22 protein-coding genes and 2 pseudogenes are annotated in these 23,645 nt (G+C 72.7%); 8 read left to right on the plus strand and 16 right to left on the minus strand.

What is annotated here, in order from left to right; genetic code table 11:
* Window positions 1–6 precede the first annotated feature (6 nt).
* Both MRQ36_RS03440 and MRQ36_RS03445 read left to right on the plus strand, forming a co-directional pair.
* Window positions 7–285, plus strand: a complete 279-nt coding sequence (locus MRQ36_RS03440) for an AMP-binding protein (RefSeq protein ID WP_242792697.1) — start codon at window positions 7–9, stop codon at window positions 283–285.
* 39 nt (window positions 286–324) lie between these two features.
* Entirely contained in the window at window positions 325–654 is a 330-nt protein-coding gene (locus MRQ36_RS03445; protein ID WP_242792698.1) for an AMP-binding protein, read from the plus strand.
* Here the strand turns inward: MRQ36_RS03445 and MRQ36_RS33105 are convergent.
* Both MRQ36_RS33105 and pnuC read right to left on the minus strand, forming a co-directional pair.
* A complete protein-coding gene (locus MRQ36_RS33105) occupies window positions 651–1,757 on the minus strand; it encodes an AAA family ATPase (RefSeq protein WP_308194775.1) in 1,107 nt (368 codons plus the stop codon). The genes MRQ36_RS03445 and MRQ36_RS33105 overlap by 4 nt on opposite strands.
* Window positions 1,754–2,407: a nicotinamide riboside transporter PnuC gene (gene pnuC, locus MRQ36_RS03465; protein ID WP_242792700.1), complete on the minus strand. Its 654-nt coding sequence runs from the start codon at window positions 2,405–2,407 to the stop codon at window positions 1,754–1,756. Before pnuC ends, MRQ36_RS33105 begins: the two co-directional genes overlap by 4 nt.
* Before the next feature lie 100 nt (window positions 2,408–2,507).
* On the opposite strand from pnuC, the gene MRQ36_RS03470 reads away from it, so the two are divergent.
* Window positions 2,508–2,801 carry an antibiotic biosynthesis monooxygenase gene (locus MRQ36_RS03470; protein WP_242792703.1) on the plus strand — a complete coding sequence of 98 codons (294 nt, stop codon included), beginning with the start codon at window positions 2,508–2,510 and terminating at the stop codon, window positions 2,799–2,801.
* A 123-nt stretch (window positions 2,802–2,924) separates the two neighbouring features.
* Here the strand turns inward: MRQ36_RS03470 and MRQ36_RS03475 are convergent, their stop codons facing one another.
* The 5 genes and pseudogenes from MRQ36_RS03475 to uvrB form a co-directional block, all read right to left on the minus strand.
* On the minus strand, window positions 2,925–3,836 hold the full coding sequence (locus tag MRQ36_RS03475) for a helix-turn-helix transcriptional regulator (RefSeq protein WP_242792705.1): 912 nt from the start codon (window positions 3,834–3,836) through the stop codon (window positions 2,925–2,927).
* Between the two features lie 130 nt (window positions 3,837–3,966).
* Complete coding sequence (locus MRQ36_RS03480; protein ID WP_242792707.1) at window positions 3,967–4,335, minus strand: VOC family protein; 369 nt, start codon at window positions 4,333–4,335, stop codon at window positions 3,967–3,969.
* A 24-nt stretch (window positions 4,336–4,359) separates the two neighbouring features.
* Complete coding sequence (locus MRQ36_RS33785) at window positions 4,360–4,908, minus strand: AraC family transcriptional regulator (RefSeq protein WP_242792709.1); 549 nt, start codon at window positions 4,906–4,908, stop codon at window positions 4,360–4,362.
* Window positions 4,909–4,945: 37 nt separating this feature from the next.
* Window positions 4,946–5,263, minus strand: a pseudogene (locus tag MRQ36_RS33790) (hypothetical protein); the annotation flags it as partial.
* Window positions 5,260–7,368 carry an excinuclease ABC subunit UvrB gene (uvrB, locus tag MRQ36_RS03495; protein ID WP_242792711.1) on the minus strand — a complete coding sequence of 703 codons (2,109 nt, stop codon included), beginning with the start codon at window positions 7,366–7,368 and terminating at the stop codon, window positions 5,260–5,262. The pseudogene MRQ36_RS33790 and the gene uvrB, both read right to left, overlap by 4 nt.
* A gap of 286 nt (window positions 7,369–7,654) precedes the next feature.
* On the opposite strand from uvrB, the gene MRQ36_RS03500 reads away from it, so the two are divergent.
* Window positions 7,655–8,209 (plus strand): hypothetical protein, encoded by a 555-nt coding sequence (locus MRQ36_RS03500; protein ID WP_242792712.1) that lies wholly within the window; start codon window positions 7,655–7,657, stop codon window positions 8,207–8,209.
* Window positions 8,210–8,267: 58 nt separating this feature from the next.
* Window positions 8,268–9,260 (plus strand): hypothetical protein, encoded by a 993-nt coding sequence (locus MRQ36_RS03505; RefSeq protein ID WP_242792713.1) that lies wholly within the window; start codon window positions 8,268–8,270, stop codon window positions 9,258–9,260.
* 9 nt (window positions 9,261–9,269) lie between these two features.
* Here the strand turns inward: MRQ36_RS03505 and coaE are convergent, their stop codons facing one another.
* Together coaE and rpsA are read right to left on the minus strand one after the other, a co-directional pair.
* On the minus strand, window positions 9,270–10,451 hold the full coding sequence (gene coaE / locus MRQ36_RS03510; RefSeq protein ID WP_242800808.1) for a dephospho-CoA kinase: 1,182 nt from the start codon (window positions 10,449–10,451) through the stop codon (window positions 9,270–9,272).
* A gap of 399 nt (window positions 10,452–10,850) precedes the next feature.
* Window positions 10,851–12,347: a 30S ribosomal protein S1 gene (rpsA, locus tag MRQ36_RS03515; RefSeq protein ID WP_242792715.1), complete on the minus strand. Its 1,497-nt coding sequence runs from the start codon at window positions 12,345–12,347 to the stop codon at window positions 10,851–10,853.
* 389 nt (window positions 12,348–12,736) lie between these two features.
* Between rpsA and MRQ36_RS03520 the strand changes: the two genes are divergently transcribed.
* From MRQ36_RS03520 to MRQ36_RS03530, 3 genes and pseudogenes are all read left to right on the plus strand, one after another.
* Window positions 12,737–13,537 carry a class I SAM-dependent methyltransferase gene (locus MRQ36_RS03520; RefSeq protein ID WP_242792717.1) on the plus strand — a complete coding sequence of 267 codons (801 nt, stop codon included), beginning with the start codon at window positions 12,737–12,739 and terminating at the stop codon, window positions 13,535–13,537.
* 184 nt (window positions 13,538–13,721) lie between these two features.
* Entirely contained in the window at window positions 13,722–13,940 is a 219-nt protein-coding gene (locus MRQ36_RS03525; protein ID WP_242792719.1) for a DUF2945 domain-containing protein, read from the plus strand.
* Window positions 13,927–14,271 (plus strand): annotated as a pseudogene (locus MRQ36_RS03530) (DUF3140 domain-containing protein); the annotation flags it as partial. The gene MRQ36_RS03525 and the pseudogene MRQ36_RS03530, both read left to right, overlap by 14 nt.
* Window positions 14,272–14,325: 54 nt before the next feature.
* Here MRQ36_RS03530 and polA read toward each other — a convergent pair.
* From polA to MRQ36_RS33115, 7 genes are all read right to left on the minus strand, one after another.
* Window positions 14,326–17,025 (minus strand): DNA polymerase I, encoded by a 2,700-nt coding sequence (gene polA, locus MRQ36_RS03535; RefSeq protein ID WP_242792721.1) that lies wholly within the window; start codon window positions 17,023–17,025, stop codon window positions 14,326–14,328.
* A 134-nt stretch (window positions 17,026–17,159) separates the two neighbouring features.
* Window positions 17,160–17,870 (minus strand): ABC transporter ATP-binding protein, encoded by a 711-nt coding sequence (locus tag MRQ36_RS03540; protein WP_242792723.1) that lies wholly within the window; start codon window positions 17,868–17,870, stop codon window positions 17,160–17,162.
* Window positions 17,860–18,780 carry an ABC transporter ATP-binding protein gene (locus MRQ36_RS03545; protein ID WP_242792725.1) on the minus strand — a complete coding sequence of 307 codons (921 nt, stop codon included), beginning with the start codon at window positions 18,778–18,780 and terminating at the stop codon, window positions 17,860–17,862. The genes MRQ36_RS03540 and MRQ36_RS03545 overlap by 11 nt, the downstream gene beginning before the upstream one ends.
* Window positions 18,773–19,927, minus strand: coding sequence for a branched-chain amino acid ABC transporter permease (locus MRQ36_RS03550; protein ID WP_242792727.1), 1,155 nt, complete (start codon window positions 19,925–19,927; stop codon window positions 18,773–18,775). The genes MRQ36_RS03545 and MRQ36_RS03550 overlap by 8 nt, the downstream gene beginning before the upstream one ends.
* On the minus strand, window positions 19,924–20,874 hold the full coding sequence (locus tag MRQ36_RS03555; protein WP_242792729.1) for a branched-chain amino acid ABC transporter permease: 951 nt from the start codon (window positions 20,872–20,874) through the stop codon (window positions 19,924–19,926). Before MRQ36_RS03555 ends, MRQ36_RS03550 begins: the two co-directional genes overlap by 4 nt.
* Window positions 20,875–20,972: 98 nt before the next feature.
* Window positions 20,973–22,139, minus strand: a complete 1,167-nt coding sequence (locus tag MRQ36_RS03560; RefSeq protein WP_242792731.1) for a branched-chain amino acid ABC transporter substrate-binding protein — start codon at window positions 22,137–22,139, stop codon at window positions 20,973–20,975.
* Window positions 22,140–22,399: 260 nt separating this feature from the next.
* A complete protein-coding gene (locus MRQ36_RS33115) occupies window positions 22,400–23,572 on the minus strand; it encodes a hypothetical protein (RefSeq protein ID WP_278187419.1) in 1,173 nt (390 codons plus the stop codon).
* Between the last annotated feature and the right edge of the window lie 73 nt (window positions 23,573–23,645).

The raw sequence follows: 23,645 nt of genomic DNA on the forward strand, positions 1-23,645 counted from the left end.
GGAGCCATGTCCACATCCTTGGCCAAAGACGTCACCGCGCACGCGACGCACCGCCCGGACGCCGCGGCGCTGCTGTTCGGCAGCGCCGGGGAACGCGTCGTCACGTACGCGGAACTGGTCGAGACGGCGGACCGGGTCGCCGCGGAACTGGCCGACCGGTATCCGGACCCGCGACGGCCGCTCGCCCTCCAGGCGGCGAAGTCGCCCATGACGTTCGCCACGGTGCTGGCCTGCCTGCGGCAGGGACGGCCGCTGCTGCTCGCCGCCACGGAACTCGGCCGGTAACTCCTGGCCGAACTGGTCCGGCGCAGCGGCTGCCAGGCCGTGCTGGGGGTCGCCGACGGCGCCCTGACGCACCGGCCCGCGACCGGCGACCCGCACCCCGCCCCGGTGCTGCCGCCGGACACCAGCCGGCTGCTGACCACCTCCGGTTCCACCGGCACACCCAAGCTCGTGCCGCTGGGCGGACCCGGCATCGACGCCTTCACCACCTGGGCGGGGAACGCGTTCGCGCTCGGCGCCGCGGCGCGCGTGTTCAACTTCGCCCCGCTCAACTTCGACCTCGCCCTGCTGGACGTCTGGACGACGCTGCGGCACGGCGGCTGCGTGGTGAGCGGTCCGGGTCACCACTCGCAGTGCGTCCTAGGAGGCTAGGTGAACGGATCGGGCCGGGTCGGCTCGCTCGCGGGCAGCAGGGGGTCGGCGAGCGACCAGCCGGCCGCCAGCAGCGCGTCGCAGGCGGCCACCGCCGTGGCCAGCCGCTGCGGGTGCGCGCCGCGCAGCTCGACCACCGGCACCCCGCAGTCGGCCAGCTCGGCCCGGAACCGGCCGGTCATCCAGGCCCGCAGGTGCTCCCCGTCCCGCAGGCCGTCGTCGTCGAACGGGACGCCCTCGTGGTCGGTGAGCAGGTACAGCGCCGGTCGGCGGGCCGTCGCCCGTACCGCCGGCGACGAGGAGCCGAGGTAACGCTCCTCCCAGACCGCGGTGGCCCGGGCGTCGGTGTCGCAGAACAACAGCGGACCGCTGGCCCGGGCCGCCGCGTCCTCGGCGCGCTGCTGCTCCCGGACCACCTCGACGAAGTCGTCCCGGCCCCAGGTCACCTCGGCCACCGTCGCGGCCGGCCGGCGCCGCCGCAGCCCGGCGAGCTTGCGCGCGGTCAGCTCCCGGCCGTACTCGGGGACCCAGGCGGTGCCGTAGTGGGCGGCGAGCGCCGCGGCCATCGTCGTGGTGCCGGTCGACTCCGCGCCCACCACCACGACCCGGCGGACGAACCAGGCCCGCACCGCCGGGTGCAGCCACCGCCAGTGCCCCGCCGGGTCCGCCCGCACCGCCGTGCCGGAGACCGGCACCGCCCGCCGGCCCGGGTCCACTTCCACCGGCACGGCGTCGAACCGGCGGGCCAGCTCCTCGCCGTACGCCTCGGAGGAGAAGACCGCGTCGACCGGCTCCGCCCCGACCGCCGCCCGGAACACCGCGCAGTGCGCGTCCCAGACCGCCGGGTCTGCATAGTCCACCGGGTGGTCGTCGTACCGGCCCACCACCCGGACCCAGGGCGTGGCCGCGTGCGCCTCGCGCAGCCAGGCGACCCGGTCGTCGAGCGGGATCGACTCCCGGCGGGACGGCGCGACGACCACGGTGACCCTCGCGCAGCGGGCCGCAGCGGCCTCGATCAGCGCGTGGTGCCCGGCGTGCGGCGGGTAGAACTTCCCCACCACCAGCCCGTGCCCGAACTCCCGGCCGTCGACCGGCCCGCTCACGCGGCCACCGGGGCCGGACCGGGCGGCACCGCCGTCGCCGCCGACCGCTCGCGCAGGTCCGCCCGCCACGCCCGCAATCCCACCACGCAGAGCGCCAGGAAGATCAGGTACAGCCCGCCGGTCAGCCAGAGCCCCTTGTACGCGTAGAGCGGGATGTAGATCAGGTCGGCCACGATCCACAGCCACCAGCTCTCCACCAGCTTGCGGGTCTGGCCGTACGTGGCGAGCAGGGAGAGCGCGGTGGTGAGCGCGTCGGCCAGCGGCACCGTCGAGTCGGTGAACCGGTCCAGCAGCACCCAGAGACCGGCGGTGAGCAGCAGCCCGGCGACCGCCAGCGCCCACCACTCCCGGCGCCCCGTCCGGGCGACCGTGAGCCGGCTGCGCCGTTCCCCGCCGAAGAGCCAGTGCCACCAGCCGTACGCGCCGAGCAGCACGTAGACGACCTGCAGGCCGGCGTCGGCGTACAGGCCGGTGGTCCAGAACAGCAGCATGAGCAGCAGCACGTTGGCGATGCCGATCGGCCAGTTCGCGATGTGCTGCCGGGCGACCAGCCAGACGTTGACCACGCCGGTGCCGAAGCCGAGCAGTTCCGCCCAGGTGGTTGCGGTGCCGGCCACGCTGAACGCCGTGCCGGTGAGCCAGTCGATCATGTCGTCCTCCCCGTGTGCCCGCCCACCCTAGAGCGGGAGAGCCGCACCGGAACAGACCCCGGGGCAGGCGCGCCGCCGGCCGGCGTGGGAGGCTTCGGTCATGGTTCTTGAGGTCGCGCTGATCGACGTCACCCCCGGGCACGAGGACGAGTTCGCCGCCGCGTACGCGAAGGCGTACCCGGTCATCACCGGCGCCGAGGGGTGCCGGTCGGTCCGGATGACCCGGGGCGTCGAGTCGCCGTCCCGGTTCGTGCTGCTCGTCGAGTGGGACTCGGTGGAGGCGCACGACGTGAACTTCCGGCAGACCGAGCGGTTCCAGCAGTGGCGGGCGCTGATCGGCCCGCACTTCGCCGGCCCGCCGCTGGTCGAGCACTTCGTCGACGTCCCGGCCTGACGCTGCCGCCGCGGAGCTGTCGTACCCCTCGGTTAGCGTGCACGCGACGCGCCGGCCACCGGTCCCGACGGACATCGGGGGCGCCGGGCCCGGTGGCCGCGCGGCCCTGACCGGTGGCGGCCCTCAGTCGGCCCCGGGGCCGCCGGGGACCGGGATCCGGGGTCGGGGCACCACCGGCACCTCGGCCCGCCGGGCCAGCACCTCCACCGTCTCCTCGGCCGACAGCGCCGCCGCCTGCAGCCAGTCGATGAGCCGCTCGTAACGGGCCACGTCCTCCTCCGCCACCAGGCGCAGGTCGGTGGTGAGGGTCTCCACCATCACCGTGCGCGGGTCCGCCGGGTCGGGGAAGGCGTAGTACGAGAACGGCGTCAGCGGGTGCACGTCGGCGTGCGGCGCGGCGTCCCGGGCGAGCAGGCGGATCGTCACGTTCGGCCGGTCGGCCAGGGTCACCAGGTGCCGCACCTGCTCGCGCCAGACCTCGACCGGCAGGCCGCCCGGGTCGCAGGCCCGCTCGTCGAGCAACGCCGTGTAGTCCGGCGGGTCGGGTCGGCACACCAGTTCCTGGCGCACCGCGCGGGCCCGCACGTCGGCCTCGGCGTCGACGTCCGGGCAGAGCAGCGCGCCGGCCGCCACCCGCAGTCGCGCGTACGCCGGTGTCTGCAGCAGGCCCGGCACCACCGCCGGCTGATATTCCACGATGGTCGCCGCGCCGGACTCCAGCTCGGCGTAGCCGCGCTGGCGCTCCCCCATCTCGCCCAGCCCCTTCCACCAGCCGCGGCTGGTGGCGGCGTCCCGGGCGATGAGGATCAGCGCCTCGCGCTGGCCGGCCGGGACCTGGTAGACGTCGAGCAGGTCGAGCACGTCGGCCAGGTCCGGCCGGCTCTGCCCGAGCTCGATGCGGGACAGCTTCGATGTGGACGCCCACCCCAGCCGGCCACAGACCTGCTCCAGGGTGAGCGCATCCCGGTGGCGCAGCCGGCGCAGCTCCGCGCCGAGTCGCGCCCGCCGGATGACGGGACTTGCTGATGACGGCATCCGTGCCTCCCCACCGTGGGAGCGTACGCACGACCGTCACACAGGGCAATACCTTGCTTGCTCACCGCAACCATGAAGGCCGGTCGACCGGCCGGTACGGGCCACCGCCCGGCGGTGGCCCGCGCCGACGTCAGGGCCGGTACGTGCCGAAGGACCAGACGTTGCCCGCCACGTCACGGGCCGCGTAGTCCCGGGAGCCGTAGTCCGTGTCGAAGGGCTCGGCCACGATCTCCGCACCCGCCGCCGCCGCGCGCTTGTGGTGCGCGTCGATGTCCTCGACGACCACGTAGATCCGGTAGTCGTCGTCGGCCGGACGGACCTGCGGGCCGTCCCCGCCGGCCAGCATGACGAGGTCGTCACCGTAGCGGAGCTCGGCGTGCCGCACGTTGCCGTCGGAGTCCTCGTCGACCTGCTGCACGGTGAAACCGAAGGCGTCCCGGAGGAAGGCCACGGCGGCGCGCGCGTCGGGATACCGGAAGACCGGGTAGATGCTGCTCATGCCTCCATCATGCGGCCGGCGCGGTCAGCGGGGATTGGACAAATGTGACCCGGCGGCGGTCAGCTCCGACGGGCTCTCGCCGGTGAACTGCCGGAAGTCCCGGATCAGGTGGGACTGGTCGTAGTAGCCGCAGCGCACCGCCAGCTCCGCCCACCCGGCGCCCGGGACCGGCTCCGCCCCCGGCGCGGTGATCAGCTCGCGGCCCAGGGACGCGTACGCGGTCTGGAACCGCAGCAGGCGCGCCACCACCTTCGGCGGCAGGCCCAGCTCCCGACGGAACCGGACGGCGAGGTGCCGGCGGCTCCAGCCCACCTCCTCCACCACCTCGGCCACCCCGATCCGGCCCCCACTGCCGGCGAGCAGCCGCCAGGCGGCGACCAGCGCCGGATCGACCGGGGCCGCGCCGGCCAGCCGGTCGACCAGCGCGGCGTCCAGCAGGGCGAACCGGCGTGGCCAGTCCGGCGCCCTCGGCCAACCGGTCCCGCAGCCGGCCCAGCCAACCCTCGTCGCGCCGGCCCGCGCCGGCACCGCCCGGCAGCCGGTCCGCCGCCACCGCGCGGTTGGCCAGCTCACTCAGCGGTACGCCGAGCAGCCGGCGGGCCGCCGGTGGGGAGAGCAGCACCTGGACACCGGTGCCGACCCCCACCGTCCGCGCCGTGCAGTACGCGTCGAACGGACCGGCCACGAAGGAGTCCACCCCGTACACGCCGCGCTGGGCGTGGCGGTGGTCGGCGACGTCCAGCGGGGCACCCCAGCCGAGGATCAGCACCACGAAGGCGCCGGCCACCTCCCGGCGTACCAGGGGGTGGGCGACGTGCTCCCGGTAGCCGAGGTAGCGGTCCACGTACGGACGCAGTCGTGGCTCGGGGAACCCGACCACCGCCTCGGCGAGCTCGGCGTCCACCCCCTGCTGCTCCCCTCGCCTCACCGCACTCCGGCGGCGTCCATCCCCCGCAACTCCTTCTTGAGGTCGGCGACCTCGTCGCGGATCCGCGCGGCCAGCTCGAACTGCAGCTCCCGCGCGGCGGCGAGCATCTGGTCGTTGAGCTCCTGGATGAGGTTCGCCAGGTCGGCCCGGGCCATGCCCTCGCGGGACGGCGCGGCGGCACCGCCCCGGCTGCGACTGCGGGTCTCCTTGACCGGCGCCTTGCCCCGGGACAACTGCCGCGCCGCGCCGCCGACCCGGCTGTTCTCGGTGTCCTCGGCCTCACGGTAGATGTCGTCCAGGATGTCGTGGATCTTCTTCCGCAGCGGCTCCGGGCTGATCCCGTTCGCCTCGTTGTGCGCGATCTGCTTGTCCCGCCGCCGGTTCGTCTCGTCGATCGCCGAGGCCATCGACGGGGTGATCTTGTCGGCGTACATGTGGACCTGGCCGGAGACGTTACGGGCGGCCCGACCGATCGTCTGGATCAACGACCGGCCGCTGCGCAGGAAGCCCTCCTTGTCGGCGTCGAGGATCGCCACCAGGGACACCTCCGGCAGGTCGAGGCCCTCCCGCAGCAGGTTGATGCCGACCAGCACGTCGTACTCGCCCTTGCGCAGCTCGCGCAGCAGCTCCACCCGGCGCAGCGTGTCGACCTCCGAGTGCAGGTAGCGCACCCGGATGCCGTTCTCCAGCAGGTAGTCCGAGAGGTCCTCGGCCATCTTCTTGGTCAGCGTGGTGACCAGCACCCGCTCGTCCCGCTCGGTACGCAGCTTGATCTCGTGCATCAGGTCGTCGATCTGGCCCTTGGTCGGCTTCACCACGACCTCGGGGTCGACCAGACCGGTCGGGCGGATCACCTGCTCGACGTACTCCCCCTGGGACTGCTCCAGCTCCCACGGGCCGGGGGTGGCCGACAGATAGACCATCTGCCCCACCCGCTCCAGGAACTCGTCGAAGCGCAGCGGACGGTTGTCGGCGGCGCTGGGCAGCCGGAAGCCGTGGTCGATCAGCATCCGCTTGCGGGAGGCGTCGCCCTCGTACATACCGCCGATCTGGGAGACCGTCTGGTGCGACTCGTCGATGACGGTGAGGAAGTCGTCGGGGAAGTAGTCCAGCAGGCAGTGCGGCGGGCTGCCGGGCAGCCGACCGTCGATGTGCATGGAGTAGTTCTCGATGCCGGAGCAGAAACCGACCTGGCGCATCATCTCGATGTCGTACGTGGTCCGCATCCGCAGCCGCTGCGCCTCCAGCAGCTTGCCCTGCCGCTCCAGCTCGGCCAGCCGCTCGGCCAGCTCGGCCTCGATGTCGCCGATCGCCCGCTCCATCCGCTCCGGACCGGCCGCGTAGTGGGTCGCCGGGAAGATCAGCAGGTGGTCGACCTCGCGCACCACGTCGCCGGTGAGCGGGTTGAGGTAGTAGAGCTTCTCCACCTCGTCACCGAAGAACTCGATCCGCAGCGCCAGCTCCTCGTACGCCGGGATGATCTCCAGCGTGTCGCCGCGGACCCGGAACGTGCCCCGGTTGAAGGCCATGTCGTTGCGGGTGTACTGGATGTCCACCAACCGGCGCAGCAGCTTGTCGCGCTCGATCTCCTGACCGACCCGGACCCGGACCGCCCGGTCGAGGTACTCCTCCGGGGTGCCCAGCCCGTAGATCGCGGAGACGGTGGCCACCACGACCACGTCCCGCCGGGTGAGCAGCGACATGGTCGCCTTGTGCCGCAGCCGCTCGACCTCCTCGTTGATCGAGGAGTCCTTCTCGATGTAGGTGTCGGTCTGCGGGATGTAGGCCTCGGGCTGGTAGTAGTCGTAGTAGGAGACGAAGTATTCCACCGCGTTGTGCGGGAGCAGCTCGCCGAACTCCTTGGCCAGCTGGGCGCAGAGCGTCTTGTTGGGCGCGAGCACCAGGGTCGGGCGTTGCAGCCGCTCGACGAGCCACGCCGTGGTGGCGCTCTTGCCGGTGCCGGTCGCGCCGAGCAGCACCGTGTTACGGTCACCGCGCCGGACCCGACGCTCAAGCTCGTCGATGGCGGCCGGCTGGTCGCCGGCGGGCTGGAAGTCGCTGACGACCTGGAAGCGGCCGTCCAGCCGGGGAATGTCGAGCGCCATGACCCCAACGGTACGCCGCAGGTCCGACACTCCGGGGCGGGCCGACGGGGCCAGCCCTGACCGCCCTCGATATTTCCGTTGTGTGGACCATCTCACCGGGCTACGCTCTCGTCGTAGGCCGCTCGCGGCGGCCGACCGGGCCGGTGGTCGCCCCTTCGAGGGCCGCCGCCCCCGGCACAGTGGGTCGCAGCACCCGGACATCACCGGAGTGCGCGCCCGACGTGGTCGCGCTGGAGGCGCAGACCGGCCGCCGCGGGCGCCCCTGCTCGTCACCCTCGACCGGCCGGTGCGTTCTCCACTCGTGGAGACCTCCCCCGCCGACCCGCCCCGCCTCGCCGACCGGCCCCGACCGGTCGAGCGGCCCGGACCGGCCGACCCGCACCTCGACGCCGCCGTGCCGCCGGCACCCGACGCCGACCCGGAGCCGGACGGGGACGACCCGGGCGACGCGCCCGAGCCGGGCCGGCACCGTCGGGTCACCCTGCTGGCGCTCGGCGTGCTGGCCGCCGCCTCCGCCGCGGCGCTGGTCGTCGGGGTGCCGAACTGGGGGTCCGCACCGGCCGACCCGCCCGCCCGCTCACCGCCGCCGAGGCCGAGCGGCTCGCCGCGATGCGGGTCACCAACCACCGCGACCTCCGGTCCGGCGTGCACGTCACGGTCGGCGGCGGGTCGGGGCGTACCGAACTGGTCGGCTGGGTGGACTGGTCCCGGCCGCTGGTCTACCTCGACGTCGGCGGACCCGGCGCCGGACCGGACCGCGGCCTGGTCCAGGCGACCGGACCGACCCTGCTGGCCCGCCCCGACCCGACCGCCGTGCCCACCCCCGCACGGCCGCCGCTGATCCCCCCGACCGACCGCTGGCGGCTGCCCGAGCCGCCCGCCGGGCGGGATCGGCCGCGGTGGTGGACCTGCTCCTCGATCTCGGCGCGGCCCGGGCCACCGCGTCGGTACCCGCCGACGCCCGCTGGACCGGCCGCGACACCGTCGCCGGCACCCCGGTGGACGTGCTCCGGACACCCCTGGCGGCCACCGGCGACCCGGCACCGGGCCGCCAGTTCCGGCTCTGGCTGGACCGGGACGCCCGACTGCACCGGCTGACCGGCCCGCTGCCCGACGGCACCCCCGTGACGGTGGAACTGGCCCGCAGCGACCGCCCGACACTGCGCCCGGTCGACGCCCTCGGTGGCCGTCCGGGGCTGCCCCGGGCGCTCACCGGGGCCGAGGCGCAGCGGCTGGTCCGGCTGCCGGCCCGGCTGCGCGCGGGCGGCGGGGCCACCCTGACCCTGACCGCACCGCTCGACCCGACACGGAACCTGCGCGGCGGCGGCTGGCTGAGCTGGACCGGCGCGACGGCGTACCTGGCCGTGGGTGACCCGACCGCCGCCGGGGGACGGACCCTGCTGCGGTACCGGGCCGGCCAGGTCGGTCGGGCCGAACTGGCCGCCGGCGGCGACCCGGCCGCCCCGCCGCCGATCCCCCCGCCCGCCGGCCTCACCTGGTCCACCGCCTCACCCCGGGACGACCTGGACCGGCTGGTGGCAGCGGCGCTCCGGGCGGGCGCGACGGCGGTCGCCGCCCGGTCGGCGGTCCGGCTGCGCGGCGACCGGGTGGCCGACCGCACCGTGGACGTCATCGAGGTACGCGTGCCACGGTCGCCGGCACTGCGCTACTGGATCGACCGGACGGGCCTGCTGCGTCGGCTGGAACTGCGTACCGGGCGCGGGGTGTGGGCGCAGCTCGACCTCGGCCCCGGGCGCGGTGCCGACCCTGCCGACCGGAGCGCGCTGATCCACCGGGTCACGGCCGGCCCTGCCGGCCGATGCGCGCTGAGCCACCGGGTCGCGGCCGGCCGAGGTGCAAGCCGTGGGTCAGGGCGGGCCGGCCGGCGCTGAGTCGCCGGGTCAGGGACGCCAGCCGGTCTGCGCCGCCCACTCCTCGGCCCGCAGGTGCTCCTCGTCGAACCAGGGGTCGGTCAACGTACCCCCGGTCGCGGTGTCCGGGGCGACGTCCACCAACTCCCGCTTGAGCTGCAGATAGGCGGCCCGCTCGTCCGGGTCGGCGCGCAGGTGGTCCCGCATCAGCAGCGCGTACCGCCAGCCCGGCGAGCCGGCCACGCGCAGGTGCAGGTTGACCGGGCGGCCCGGGTCGGCGCTGCCGTGCAGCCGCTTCGCCCACCGGTCGCTGCCGGACGGCCGCGGCGTGTCCCAGCACTCGTCGGGCAGGCGCGGGAACCCGGCGGCGGCGAGCCGCTCCGCGAGGGGCCCGTCCGCCTCGGCCAGCGACGTCACGGTGAGCTGGACGTCGATCACGTCCGCGGCGGCGAGACCCGCCACGGCGGTCGACCCGATGTGGTCGACCCGCGGGTCGGCGGGGGCGACCGCGTGCCGGATCCGGGCGGCCAGCCGGGCGTACTGCTGCGGCCAGGTCGGGTCCGGCCCGGTGAGCGCGGCCGGGTCCGGTCGCACCGCCCGCTGCTCGCGCAGGTTCCGCTCGTAGGGCACCAGCCGGTGGTGCCACAACTCGTCCACCGCGGCGTGCAGCTCGGCCAGCGTGCCGTCGTTGGGCAGCAGCACGTCGGCCGCCGCCTGCCGGCGGGCGTCGTCGGCCTGCGCGGCGATCCGCCGCTCGGCCTCCGCGCGGTCCATGCCCCGGTCGCGGGTCAGCCGGGCCAACCGGGTGGTCACCGCCGTCTGCACCACCACCACCAGGTGGTACGTCGGCGCGAGCCCCACCTCGACCAGCAGCGGTACGTCGTTGACCACCACGGCGTCCGCAGGCGCGGCGGCGGCCAGCTCGGCCGTACGCGCCCGCACCCGCGGATGGGTGATCGCCTCCAGCCGGCGGCGCGCCGACTCGTCGCCGAAGACCACCGCACCCAGCGCCGCCCGGTCGAGCGCCCCGTCGGCGTCCAGTACGCGGGTGGAGAAGGCGGCGACGATCTCCGCCAGCCCTTCGGAGCCGGGGGCGACCACCTCGCGGGCGATCCGGTCGGCGTCGATCACCACCGCCCCCAGCGCGGCGAGCCGCGCCGACACGGCGCTCTTGCCGGACCCGATGCCACCGGTCAGTCCCACCATCAGCACCGGACCAGTCAACCCGATCACCCACCCCCGACCAAACCCCACCCCCACCCCCGCCCACACCCACGTGATCATCTGCACTTCCCGGCACCGACACGCCGGCCAGGAGTGCCGGGAACGTCAGAGGATCTCGTCGAGCCGCGACCTCGACCGGGAGGGGGGCGACGCGGCGGGGCGACGCGTGACGGCGTGGCGACGGCCCGGGCGCCGGGTGCGGTACAGCGCAGAGTGGACCGGAGGGCGGGGTGTGCCGGCCGATGTCGACCATGTCGCTCGGGGAACGGCGAGGGCCCCGCCCCCGACGACCCGGTGGAACCGGATCGTGGGGGCGGGGCCCGTCGTCAGTGACCTCTCCAGGTCTGCCGCGTCGTCAGACGCGCCGCGCCGGAGGTGTCGCAGCGGTCACTTGCCGCCGGCGAGCTTCTCCCGCAGAGCGGCGAGCGCCTCGTCGGTGGCCAGGGTGCCGGCCGGCTCCTCGGCCTGCCGGCTCGGGGCCGACGAGCTGGTCGAGGTGGTGGTGCCACCGGTCGACACGGCCGGAGCCGGGTTGGCAGCGGCCTCGGCGTCGGCGGCCCGGGAGGTCTGCACCTGCTTGGTGTGGGCCTCCCAGCGCTGACGGGCCTCGGCGTACTGGTTCTCCCAGGTCTCGCGCTGCTTGTCGTACCCCTCGAGCCACTCGCCCGTCTCCGGGTCGAAGCCCTCCGGGTAGATGTAGTTGCCCTCGGCGTCGTACGTCGCGGCCATGCCGTAGAGGGTCGGGTCGAAGTGCTCCTCGCCCTCGACGAAGCCCTCGTTGGCCTGCTTGAGCGACAGCGAGATCCGGCGGCGCTCCAGGTCGATGTCGATGACCTTGACCATGACCTCGGAGCCGACCTGGACGACCTGCTCCGGGATCTCCACGTGGCGCTCGGCCAGCTCGGAGATGTGGACCAGGCCCTCGATGCCGTCGTCCACCCGGACGAAGGCGCCGAACGGCACCAGCTTGGTGACCTTACCCGGCACGATCTGCTGGATCGCGTGGGTGCGGGCGAACTGCCGCCACGGGTCCTCCTGGGTCGCCTTCAGCGACAGCGAGACCCGCTCGCGGTCCAGGTCGACGTCCAGGACCTCGACCTCGACCTCCTGGCCCACCTCGACGACCTCGGACGGGTGGTCGATGTGCTTCCAGGAGAGCTCGGAGACGTGCACCAGACCGTCCACGCCGCCGAGGTCGACGAAGGCGCCGAAGTTGACGATCGAGGACACGACGCCCTTGCGGACCTGGCCCTTCTGCAGCTTGTTGAGGAACTCGGTGCGCACCTCGGACTGCGTCTGCTCCAGCCACGCCCGGCGGGACAGCACCACGTTGTTGCGGTTCTTGTCCAGCTCGATGATCTTGGCCTCGAGCTCGCGGCCGACGTACGGCTGCAGGTCACGCACCCGCCGCATCTCGACGAGCGAGGCGGGCAGGAAGCCGCGCAGCCCGATGTCGAGGATGAGACCACCCTTGACGACCTCGATGACCGAGCCGCGGACGACACCGTCCTCGTCCTTGATCTTCTCGATCGTGCCCCAGGCCCGCTCGTACTGCGCCCGCTTCTTGGAGAGGATCAGACGACCCTCCTTGTCCTCCTTCTGGAGGACCAGGGCCTCGATGTGGTCACCGACCGAGACGACCTCGGCGGGGTCCACGTCGTGCTTGATCGACAACTCCCGAGAGGGAATGACGCCCTCGGTCTTGTAGCCGATGTCGAGCAGGACCTCGTCCCGATCGACCTTGACGACGGTGCCTTCGACAATGTCGCCGTCGTTGAAGTACTTGATGGTCTCGTCGATCGCGGCGAGGAAAGCCTCCTCGGAACCGAGATCGTCGTGGGTGACCCGGGTGGCGCTCGAGGGGGCCTCGATGCTGCTCGTCATGTGGGCGGTTGCTCCGGTCGGATGGGTTGTCACAGCAGGCGTGGTGTCGCAGTGACCATTTCGCGCCAACGGATCCGCCGCCGGGACACACCGAACGATCGCCAAGTGAAGATCATTAGTGGCTCCGGTGACCGCGCACCTGCTCCCTGCCGAGGCACACGATCCGCGAGCGCATCGTCTAGCCTACCCGCTGCATTACCACAGCGTGCAAGGCCTCCCGTCCTGTCGCACCCGCGCCAGCTGCGAAAGAGGAGATTTCGCGCGGTAAGGGGCGGTCGCTGTCTCGTCCGTCACACCAGCCCCATCCGTACCATCGGCCGGCCCGGCCGCCGCGACGCGCCGGGCCGGTCGGTGACGGCGCCGAGGCGACCGGGGCCTAGCGTTACCGGGTGGATGACGACAGGGTGACCCGGCGCCGGGTGGGCGACGGCGAGGTGCGGCGGGCCAACCGCGGCTGGTGGGACGGCGACGCCGACGACTACCAGGCCGAACACGGCGCCTTCCTGGGCGACGTGGACTTCGTCTGGTGCCCGGAGGGGCTGCGCGAGGCCGACGCCCACCTGCTCGGCGACGTCGGCGGCCGCCGGGTCCTGGAACTCGGCTGCGGTGCCGCGTCCGCCGCCCGCTGGCTGGCCGCGCAGGGTGCCCGGCCGGTCGCCCTGGACCTCTCCGCCGGCATGTTGCGGCACGCCGCGCGCGCCGCCGCCAGCACCGGGGTACGCGTGCCGCTGGTGCAGGCCGACGCGCTCGCCCTGCCCTTCGCCGACGCGGCGTTCGACATCGTCTGCACCGCGTTCGGCGCGATCCCCTTCGTCGACGACTCGGCCGCGGTGATGCGGGAGGTGGCCCGGGTGCTGCGCCCCGGCGGTCGGTGGGTCTTCTCGGTGACCCACCCGATGCGCTGGGTCTTCCTGGACGACCCCGGCGAGGGCGGCCTGACCGCCGTCCACTCCTACTTCGACCGCTCCCCGTACGTCGAGCAGGACGAGCACGGGGTGGCCACGTACGTCGAGCAGCACCGCACCCTCGGCGACCGGATCCGGGAACTGGTCGGGGCCGGGTTCCGCCTGCTGGACCTGGTGGAACCCGAGTGGCCCGAAGGGCACCAGGGGATCTGGGGCCAGTGGAGCCCGCTGCGCGGCCGGCTCTTCCCCGGCACCGCCATCTTCGTCGCCGAGAAGCCGGCCTGACGCACCCGTCGCACGCGCTGTGCGCCCGGCCGAGCCCGAGCGGCGAGCGGCAGTACGAGCTGGTCGCCGAGAGCGCCGAGCTGATCGAGCTCACCGAACCGTTCGAGATCAAGCTGCCCGTCGGGGAGATCACCCCCTGAGCCGTCCGGCGTTTCCGGGCAGGCGCGCCGGGTACCCGGACGGCATGGCCGAGAAGGAGTTCCGAACGGGCGACCACGTCTCCTGGGCCAGCCACAGCGGCCGGGCGTACGGCGTGGTCACGGGAAAGATCACCGAGCGGACCCACGTCCGCGGGCACGCGGTGAACGCGTCCCCGGAGGACCCGCAGTACCGGATCCGCAACGACGACTCGGGTCGGGACGTGGCCCACCGCCCGGAGGTAATGCGCCGTGAAGAACGATGACGAGCAGGAGATCTACCGGGAGTTCACCGAGGCGGTGAACATGAGGCCCGGCGAGCTGTCGAGCTGGCTGGAGACCGACGAGTCGAAGCAGGTCGGCTGGCACAAGGGCGGGAAGTCGGGCGGCGGCGAGTCGGTCGGCCACGAGTCGGGCCGGCGGATCATCGACCTGCTGCGCCGCAAGCGCGCCGAACTCTCCGCGGCCGACTACCAGCACATGCGCAAGGTCGTCGGGTACGTGCACCGGCACATGGCGCAGCGCCCCTCCGGCGACGTCCGGGACACCAAGTGGCGCTGGTCGCTGATGAACTGGGGGCACGACCCGCTCAAGGGCTGACCGCGCCTGACACCCGGCACTGGCAACCCATCGCCCCGACGAGGGCGCCGATCAGTGGTCGGCGCTGTTCCAGTCGCGGCCCTCGCCGACGGAGACCTCCAGCGGCACCGACAGCGGGTACGCCTCACCCATCTCCTTGCGGACCAGCGCCTCCAGGGTCTCCCGCTCGCCGGGGGCGACCTCGAAGACCAACTCGTCGTGCACCTGGAGCAGCATCCGGGACCGCAGCCCGGCGTCGCGCAGCGCGGTGTCCACGTGCAGCATGGCGACCTTGATGATGTCGGCGGCGGAGCCCTGGATCGGGGCGTTCAGGGCCATCCGCTCGGCCATCTCCCGGCGCTGCCGGTTGTCGCTGACCAGGTCGGGCAGGTAGCGCCGGCGCCCCAGGATGGTGGAGGTGTAGCCGTCCTGCCGGGCCCGGGCCACCACCTCGTGCAGGTAGTCGCGGACGCCGCCGAAGCCGGTGAAGTAGTTCTCCATCAGGCCGCGGGCCTCCTCGGCGGTGATGCCGAGCTGCTGGGACAGGCCGAAGGCGCTCAGCCCGTACGCCAGGCCGTAGTTCATCGCCTTGATCTTGCGGCGCTGGTCGGCGGTGACCTGGTCGACCGGGACGGCGAAGACCGACGAGGCGGTGGCGGCGTGGAAGTCGTGACCGGAGTTGAACGCCTCGATCAGCGCGTCGTCCGACGACAGGTGCGCCATGATCCGCATCTCGATCTGGCTGTAGTCGGCGGTGAGGAGGCATTCGTAGCCCTCTCCCACCACGAACGCCCGGCGGATCCGCCGCCCCTCCTCGGTGCGGATGGGGATGTTCTGCAGGTTGGGTTCGGTGGACGAGAGCCGGCCGGTGGCCGCCACCGTCTGGTTGAACGTGGTGTGGATCCGGCCGTCGTCGGAGACCGACTTGAGCAGCCCGTCGACGGTGGACTTGAGCTTCGCCACGTCCCGGTGCCGCAGCAGGTGCTCCAGCACCTGGTGCGGCTGCTGCGCGTAGAGCCACTGGAGCGCGTCGGCGTCGGTGGTGTAACCCGTCTTGATCTTCTTGGTCTTGGGCAGCCCCAGCTCGCCGAAGAGGATCTCCTGGAGCTGCTTGGGCGAGCCGAGGTTGAACTCCCGGCCGACGGCCGCGTACGCGCCCTGGGCGGCGGCCTTCACCTCGGCGGCGAAGTGCGCCTCCAGCTCGGACAGGTAGTCGGTGTCGGCGGCGATGCCGGTGCGCTCCATGGTCGCCAGCACCCGCATCAGCGGCAGCTCCACGCCGGCCATCAGCCGGGCGGACTGCTCGCCGTCGCGGGACAGCTCGGCGTCGATCGCGTCGGCCAGGTCGAGGGTGGCCCGGGCCTGGAGCATCAGGTTCTGCTCGGCCTCGCCGTCGACGCCGAGCCCGTCGAGGGTGAGCTGGCCGGTCTCCGGCGCGTCGACCCGCAGCTCCCGGTGCAGGTAGCGCAGCGCCAGGTCGGTCAGGTCGTAGGAACGCTGGTCGGGGCGGGCCAGGTAGGCGGCGATCTGGGTGTCGCGGGCGATGCCGGCCAGCTGCCAGCCGTGCGCGGCGAAGGCCAGCACGGCGGGCTTGCTGTCGTGCAGCACCTTGGGCCGCTCGGCGTCGGCCAGCCAACCGGCCAGCGCGGACTCGTCGGTCGCGTCGAGGGTGGCCGGGTCGAACCAGGCCGCCGCACCGGCGGCGGTGGCCAGCGCCATCCCGGTCACCGTGGCGGTGTGCCGCCGGTTGGGGCCGGTGTCCAGCTTCACGGCCAGCCCGACCGGGGTGCCGGCCGGGGCGTGCGTCTCCAGCCAGCCGGCGAGCGCGCCGGGCTCGGTGAGCTTCTCGCCGGCCAGGTCGAAGCCGGCCTCGGCCTCCGGCTCGACGGCCTCCAGGTACTGGTAGAGCCGGTCGCGCAGGATGCGGAACTGGAGGGTGTCGAAGACCTGGTGCACGGCCTCCCGGTCCCAGCCCTGCCAGCGGGCGTCCTCGGGGCGGATCGGCAGCTCCAGGTCGGAGACCAGGCAGTTGATCTCGTAGTTGCGGATCACGTCGGCGAGCCGCTCGCGCAGGCTGTCGCCGGCCTTGCCCTTGATCTCGTCGGCCCGGGCGATGACGCCGTCCACCCCGCCGTACGTGTTGATCCACTTCGCGGCGGTCTTCGGGCCGACCCCGGGGATGCCGGGCAGGTTGTCGCTGGTCTCGCCGACCAGGGCGGCCAGGTCGCGGTAGCGCTGCGGGCCGACGCCGTACTTCGCCTCGATCGCGGCCGGGTCCATCCGGGCCAGGTCGGAGACGCCCTTGCGCGGGTAGAGCACGGTGACGTCGTCGCCGACGAGCTGGAACGCGTCCCGGTCGCCGGTGCTGATCAGCACCTGCATGCCCTGGTCGCGGGCCTGGCAGGCGAGGGTGGCGATGACGTCGTCGGCCTCGTAGCCCTCGGCCTCCACCACCGGGATGCGCAGCGCGGCGAGGACCTCCTTGACCAGGCTGACCTGGCCCTTGAAGTCGGTCGGGGTCTCGCTGCGGCCGGCCTTGTACTCCGCGTACTTCTCGGTGCGGAAGGAGCGGCGGGAGACGTCGAACGCGACCACGATGTGGGTGGGCTGCTCGTCGCGCAGCACGTTGATCAGCATCGAGGTGAAGCCGTAGACCGCGTTGGTCGGCTGCCCGGTCGTGGTGGAGAAGTTCTCCACCGGCAGGGCGAAGAAGGCCCGGTATGCCAGGGAGTGTCCGTCGACGAGGAGCAGGCGCGGCGTCGTAGCTGTCACGGCAGCGACTCTAGTCCGTACGCCCGACATCCCTGAGCCGGCGGCACCGCGTCGCCGCCGGAAAGCGACGGCCGGGAGCAAACGCGGCGGCCGGCCGCCCCGCGAGGGGACGACCGGCCGCCGACGGTACGACCTCAGGCCACGCCGAGGTACGCCTCCTTGACCGCCGGGTCGTGCAGCAGGTCCTGGCCGGAGCCCTTCTTGACGATCCGACCGGTCTCCAGCACGTAGCCCCGGTGGGCGCGGGAGAGCGCCTGCTGGGCGTTCTGCTCCACCAGCAGGATCGTGGTGCCCTGCTCGTTGATCCGGGTGATGATCTCGAAGATCTGCTGGATCAGCTTGGGGGCCAGCCCCATCGACGGCTCGTCGAGCAGCAGCAGCCGCGGCCGGGCCATCAGCGCCCGCCCGACCGCCAGCATCTGCTGCTCACCGCCGGAGAGCGTGCCGCCGGCCTGCTTGCGCCGCTCGGCCAGCCGGGGGAAGAGGTCCATGACCATCTTCATGTCCTCGGCGACGCCGCCCTTGTCCCGGCGGGTGTACGCCCCCATCTCCAGGTTCTCCAGCACCGTCATGCCGGGGAAGACACCCCGACCCTCGGGCGCCTGCCCGATGCCCCGGGCGACCCGCAGGTCGGCGCGCATCCGGGTGACGTCGGTGCCGTCGAAGACGATCGAGCCCTGGGCCACCGGGCGCAGCCCGGAGATCGCCCGCATGGTGGTGGTCTTGCCGGCGCCGTTCGCGCCGATCAGCGCCACCACCTCGCCCTCGTCGACCGTCAGGCTGATCCCGTGCAGCGCCTGGATCCGCCCGTACAGCAGGGTCAGGTCCTTGATCTCAAGCAGCATCGGTCGGCACCCCCAGGTAGGCCGCGATCACCTTCGGGTCCTCACGGACCTCGGCCGGCAGTCCCTCGGCGATCTTCTTGCCGAACTCCAGCACCACGATCCGATCGGTCACACCCATGACGAGTCGCATGTCGTGCTCGATCAGCAGCACCGTCGTGCCGTTGTCCCGGATCTTACGGATCAGACCGTTCAGCTCCTCCTTCTCCGCCGGGGTGAAGCCGGCGGCCGGCTCGTCCAGGCAGAGCAGGGTCGGCTTGGTGGCCAACGCCCGGGCGATCTCCAGCCGGCGCTGCTCGCCGTACGAGAGGTTGCGGGCCAGGTCCCCGGCGCGGCGTTCGATGCCGACGAAGCGCAGCAGCGCGTACGCCTCCTCCCGGCCCTCCCGCTCCTCCCGCCAGTGCCGCGGCAGCCGCAGCATGGCGGCGATCACGCTGGTCTTGTGGTGGGCGTCCGCGCCCACCATCACGTTCTCCAGCGCGGTCATCTCCGGGAAGAGCCGGATGTTCTGGAAGGTCCGGGCGATGCCGGCCTTGGTGATCCAGGACCGGCGCTTGCCGTTGGTGCGCTGCCCCTGGAACCGGATCTCGCCCTCGGTGGGCCGGTAGACACCCGTCATCGCGTTGAAGCAGGTCGTCTTGCCGGCGCCGTTCGGGCCGATCAGGCCGAGGATCTCGCCCTTGTAGAGGGTGAAGGCGACGTTGTCGAGGGCCACCACACCGCCGAAGCGGAGGGTGACGTTGTCGACCTCCAGCAGCGGCTCCCGCCCGGCCGGGGCGGTCTCGCCCGGGGTGGGCTCGACCGGCCGGTCGTCGCCCTTCGCGGGCGGCACGCCGACGGTGCTGCGACCGTCGTCGGCGATGTCCCGCTCGCTGGTCTCGTCCCGCTCGCTGTGCATCTGCGGCTCACTCATTGGGCACCGTCTCCTGGGGAACCGCTTCCTTGCGCCGGTCGGCGATCTCCGCCGCCCGCCGCCGGTTGGGCACCATACCCTGCGGCCGGAAGATCATCATGACGATGACGACGAGGCCGAAGACCAGGATCCGGTACTCGGCGGCGTCGAACTCCACCCCGATCAGGTCGCCGACACCACGCAGCCACTCCGGCAGGTACCAGGTGATCGCACCGCCGACGATGGCGCCCTTGATGTTGCCGGCCCCGCCGAGGATGACCGCGGCGAGCACCAGGATCGAACTCTCCAGCACGAACTGGTCGGAGTTGATGAACGTCTGTTTGCCGGCGAAGACCGCACCGGTCAGGCCCGCCACGGCCGCGCCGATCGCGAACGCCCACAGCTTGTACTTGAACGTCGGCACGCCCATGATCTCGGCGGCGTCCTCGTCCTCCCGGATCGCCACCCAGGCCCGGCCGACCCGGCTGTTGGCCAGGTTCCGGATCAGCAGCAGCACGATGAGGATCAGGGTGAGCATCAGCCAGTAGTAGGGCCGCGCGTCGACCACCCCGAAGAGCGCCTTGCCGTCCGAGCCCTTGCCCGGCGGGTGCGGGATGGCGGGGATGCCCCGCTGGCCCTGCAGCAGGCCGTCCTGGCGGGCCGCGTACAACCGGATCATCTCGGCGAAGCCGAGCGTCACGATGGCCAGGTAGTCGCCGCGCAGCCGCAGCGTCGGGCCACCGAGGATCACGCCGGAGACCATCGCCACCATGACCGCGATCGGCACCGCGGCCAGCCACGGCCAGTTCGTGCCGAACCGGCTCTCCGGCGACGTCAACAACGCCACCGTGTACGCGCCCAGCGCGTAGAAGCCGAAGTAGCCGAGGTCGAGCAGGCCGGCGAAGCCGACCACCACGTTGAGCCCGACGGCCAGCAGCACGAACACCGCGGTGTCGAAGAGCACGCCGGCGAAGTCCGAACGGGTGGTGTAGAAGGCGAAGTAGTCGCTGCCGATCGGGAAGCCGAGGTATTCGTAGAACCACTTGTTGGGCAGGATGTAGAGCAGCACGATCAGCGCCGCGATGGCCGCCCACCGCACCTGCTTCGGCATCGCCGCCCAGCGCCCCTTGAGCGCGGAGCCGCGCTTGTTGTCCACGGTGGCGGTCATGCGCGCGCCCTCCCGAGAGATTCGCCGAGCAGACCGGTCGGCCGGAACATCAGCAGCACGATCAGCAGCACGAAGCCGGTGAAGTCCTTCCACTCGCCGCCGAACAGGCCGGCCGCGTAGTTCTCCACCACGCCGAGCAGCAGGCCGCCGAGCAGCGCGCCACGCAGGTTGCCGATGCCGCCGAGCACCGCGGCCGAGAAGGCCTTGAGCCCGAGCAGGAAGCCGACGTTGAACTTGGTGAAGCCGAACCGCAGGTCCCACAGCAGCGCGCCGACGCCGGCCATCAGGCCGCCGAGCACGAAGACCAGCAGGATGACCCGGTTCTTGTTGACGCCCATCAGGGCGGCGGTGTCCGCGTCCTGCGCCACGGCCCGGATGCCCCGGCCGAGCCGGCTGCGGTTCACGAACTGGTCCAACGCGATCATCATGATCAGCGTGACGGCGAGGATGAGCAGCTGGAGGTTGGTGACACCGGCGCCGAAGACCGAGAAGACGGTCTTCTGCGGAATCAGGTCCGGCATACCGAACGGCGCCCGGCTGGTGCCGATGCCGAACGACTCGGCGAGCACGAAGGACGCGCCGATCGCGGTGATGAGGAAGGCCAGCGGCGGCGCGTTGCGGCGGCGCAGCGGCCGGTAGGCGACCAGCTCGACCGTGACCGCGGTGAGCGCGGAGGCGGCCATCGCGACCACCAGACCGGCGACGACGGCCAGGATCAGCGGACCGAGCGCCGGGGCGGGCGAGTTCTGGTCGTAGCCGAGGGCCTGCCAGGTCCACAGGGCGGTGAAGGTACCGACCATGAAGACCTCGGAGTGGGCGAAGTTGATCAGACGCAGTACGCCGTACACCAGGGTGTAGCCGAGGGCGACGAGCGCGTAGATCGCGCCCTGTTCCAGCCCGGTGATGGTCAGCGCCGGGAAGTTCCCGAACAGCTCATCGAAGTTCAAGTGGGGGCTCCAACTGTGCGGCCAAGCGGTGCGGCCGGGAGAAGACACTCCCGGCCGCACCCACCTGGTGTCCCGTGGCGGGACCGGAGAAGAACCGGTCAGGCCTTCGGGATCTCGATGTCGGGGACGACCTTGCCCGCGTTCACCTTGAACGCCCAGACGATGACCTGGGCCGGGTCCAGCTCGCCGGTGGACTCGAACTTGTAGGTCACGCCGGTGGCGGCACCGGTGCCGTTGTAGGAGTTGATGAAGCTCAGCAGGTCGGCGCGGGAGGTCTTGCCGGCCTTGATGCCCTCCAGCATGATCTTGGTGATGTCGTACGACACGTCGGCGTAGGTGCCCGGCTCGGCGTTCTCGAAGGCCGCCTTGTAGTCGGTCACGAAGGTGCCCTTGGCCGCGGTGGCCGGGGCGCACGGGCAGGTCAGGATGGTGCCCTCGGCGACCTGCTCGCCGGCAACCTTGATGAAGTTGGCGTCGTTGACACCGTCACCGGCGACCATCGTGCCCTTCCAGCCCGCACCCTTGAGCTGCTTGAGCAGCAGGCCGGCCTCGGTGTAGTAACCACCGAAGAAGAGGACCGTCGCGCCGCTGCTCTGGATCTTGGTGACCACGGCGGAGAAGTTGGTCTGCTTGACCTGGATCTTGTCCTGGCCGGCCGGGGTGCCGACGACCTTCTTGACCTCGTCCACCAGGCCCGCGCCGTACGCCGACTGGTCGTCGACGAGGTAGACCTTCTCGGCCTTCAGCACGTTCTTGATGTAGCGACCAGCGGCCGGGCCCTGCGAGGTGTCGTTGCCGACGCCCCGGTGGAAGATCTTCCAGTTCTTGGTGCTCAGGCTCGGACGGGTCGCCGACGGGGTGATGATCGGCAGACCGGCCTCGTCGAAGATCGGGTCGGCGACCTCGGACTCACCGGAGAACGCCGGGCCGATGATGCCGACGACCTTGCTGTCGCCGACGGCCTGCTGGGCCAGGGCGGGAGCCTTCGCCGGGTCACCCTGCGAGTCGTACTCGCTCAGGTTGACCTTGCAGTCGGCGTTGTCCTTGTTGTACTGGTCGATGGCCAGCTTGGTGCCGTTGCGCATGTGGATACCGAGACCCGCGGCGTCGCCGGTCAGCGGGCCGAAGAAGCCGATCTTCAGGTCGCAGGCGGCCTTGCCCCCGCCGCCGGCCTCACTACCGCTGTCGGCCTTGCAGGCCGCGCCACTGAAAACGAGCGCGCCGATGGCCACGCCACCAAGCACCCGAGCGAGCTTCTGCCTCACGGCTCGTACCCTCCTCCGTCCGAAGGCCCGGACCACCCACCGCGAATTGGACCTTGCGAAGGGAATGGCCGGACCGACCGCGATCCCGGTCTGGGCCGGGACGTTATCCCACCTGTGGGGCACGCCGTAAGGCCTGGAAGGTCGGGTTGACCGAACCGTTACGTTGAGTGGTCGGATTCACAGATGTGCTGTAACACACGCGCCCGATGAAGGGGAAAACCGGACATCCGACACCCGTCGGAAACACGCTGGTGGGAGGGTCAGCCGGGACTCCACGGCCCGTCCGCCCACCACACCCCGGCCCCCGCCGAGTCGTCCACCAGCAGTAACACCGAGGCACCCGCGCCGGCCACCGCCACCGTCCGGTCGCTGCCCGCCGGCACCGCCACCGGCACCGCCACCGGCGACCAGGCCACCCCGTCCCGGGAGAACCAGCCCGCGCCGGTCGCGTCGCCCGCCACCACCGCGAACGCCCCGCCGGCCACCGCCGCCAGCGACCACACCCGACCCGGCCGGTCCGTACCCGACCCACCGAACCCGCCGCCCGCCCGACCCGTCCCGCCGTCGACCAGCCAGGCACCCAACCCGTCACCCCGGCGACCCACCGCCACCGCGCGCTCCCCCACCCCGACCACCCGCTGCAGGTCCGCGTCGGTCCCGGCCGCCGGCAGCACCGCCCGCCGCCAGGTCAGACCGTCCGTCGAGCGCCACACCGCCGGATCCGTTCCGGTACGCCCCGACGACCGCACCGAGCCCACCAGGAGCCACCCCGACCCGGTCGCCACGCCGTCGGCCACCCACGGCCGCCCCGCCGCGTCGGCGGCCAGCCCCGGCACCCCGCTCACCAGGCGGAAGTCCGACCCGTCCGCGGCGACCCAGGCCGCGCCGCCGGTGGACCGGTTACCCGAGACCAGCCAACCCCGCGGGCCGCCCGCGATCCGGCCCACGTTCACCGCGTCGGGGCCCCCGAACACCTCGAACTCGGCCGGCACCTCCACCAGCGACCCGTCGGCGACCTGCCGCCAGGTGCTGATCCGCGGATTGCCGTGCACCCCACCGCTGCGGCCACCCACCGCCGCCAGCCGGCCGTCCCGGCAACCCGCCGCGGTCAGCACGTTCTCCCCGCCGTACGGGCTGCGCGGCACCGGACGCAGCGCCGTCCAGGCGGAGCCGTCGGCGCTGGTCCAGGCCGCCGGGCGGGGCACCCCGGCGGCGTCGGCCACCGCGCCCACCACGAACCACCGGCCGGCGCAGGCCGTCGCGTCCCGCAGCAGCAACCGGCCCGGCGCACCGGGCGGCACGGGCAGGGTCACCGACCGCCAGGCCGGGCGGACCGGCTCCGGCGACGTCGGCCCGGCGTGGCCGGACGCCCGGCACCCGGCGGGCAGCAGGACCACCAGGCCGAGAACCGCCAGAGCACGCCGGGCACGCATGCCGAGGATCGTATCGACCGGGGACGACACGTGGCGTCCACCGACGAACCGGGCTCCCGACACCGCCCCGCCC

Source organism: Micromonospora sp. R77, from assembly GCF_022747945.1.
Classification (GTDB): domain Bacteria; phylum Actinomycetota; class Actinomycetes; order Mycobacteriales; family Micromonosporaceae; genus Micromonospora.

Bases quoted from the DNA above. Each gene is read 5' to 3' on its own strand.
- MRQ36_RS03440 (WP_242792697.1), top strand. From the start codon at position 7: ATGTCCACATCCTTGGCCAAAGACGTCACCGCGCACGCGACGCACCGC.
- pnuC (WP_242792700.1), bottom strand. From the start codon at position 2,407: ATGATCGACTGGCTCACCGGCACGGCGTTCAGCGTGGCCGGCACCGCA.
- MRQ36_RS03470 (WP_242792703.1), top strand. From the start codon at position 2,508: ATGGTTCTTGAGGTCGCGCTGATCGACGTCACCCCCGGGCACGAGGAC.
- MRQ36_RS03475 (WP_242792705.1), bottom strand. From the start codon at position 3,836: ATGCCGTCATCAGCAAGTCCCGTCATCCGGCGGGCGCGACTCGGCGCG.
- MRQ36_RS03480 (WP_242792707.1), bottom strand. From the start codon at position 4,335: ATGAGCAGCATCTACCCGGTCTTCCGGTATCCCGACGCGCGCGCCGCC.
- uvrB (WP_242792711.1), bottom strand. From the start codon at position 7,368: ATGGCGCTCGACATTCCCCGGCTGGACGGCCGCTTCCAGGTCGTCAGC.
- rpsA (WP_242792715.1), bottom strand. From the start codon at position 12,347: ATGACGAGCAGCATCGAGGCCCCCTCGAGCGCCACCCGGGTCACCCAC.
- MRQ36_RS03525 (WP_242792719.1), top strand. From the start codon at position 13,722: ATGGCCGAGAAGGAGTTCCGAACGGGCGACCACGTCTCCTGGGCCAGC.
- MRQ36_RS03540 (WP_242792723.1), bottom strand. From the start codon at position 17,870: ATGCTGCTTGAGATCAAGGACCTGACCCTGCTGTACGGGCGGATCCAG.
- MRQ36_RS03545 (WP_242792725.1), bottom strand. From the start codon at position 18,780: ATGAGTGAGCCGCAGATGCACAGCGAGCGGGACGAGACCAGCGAGCGG.
- MRQ36_RS03550 (WP_242792727.1), bottom strand. From the start codon at position 19,927: ATGACCGCCACCGTGGACAACAAGCGCGGCTCCGCGCTCAAGGGGCGC.
- MRQ36_RS33115 (WP_278187419.1), bottom strand. From the start codon at position 23,572: ATGCGTGCCCGGCGTGCTCTGGCGGTTCTCGGCCTGGTGGTCCTGCTG.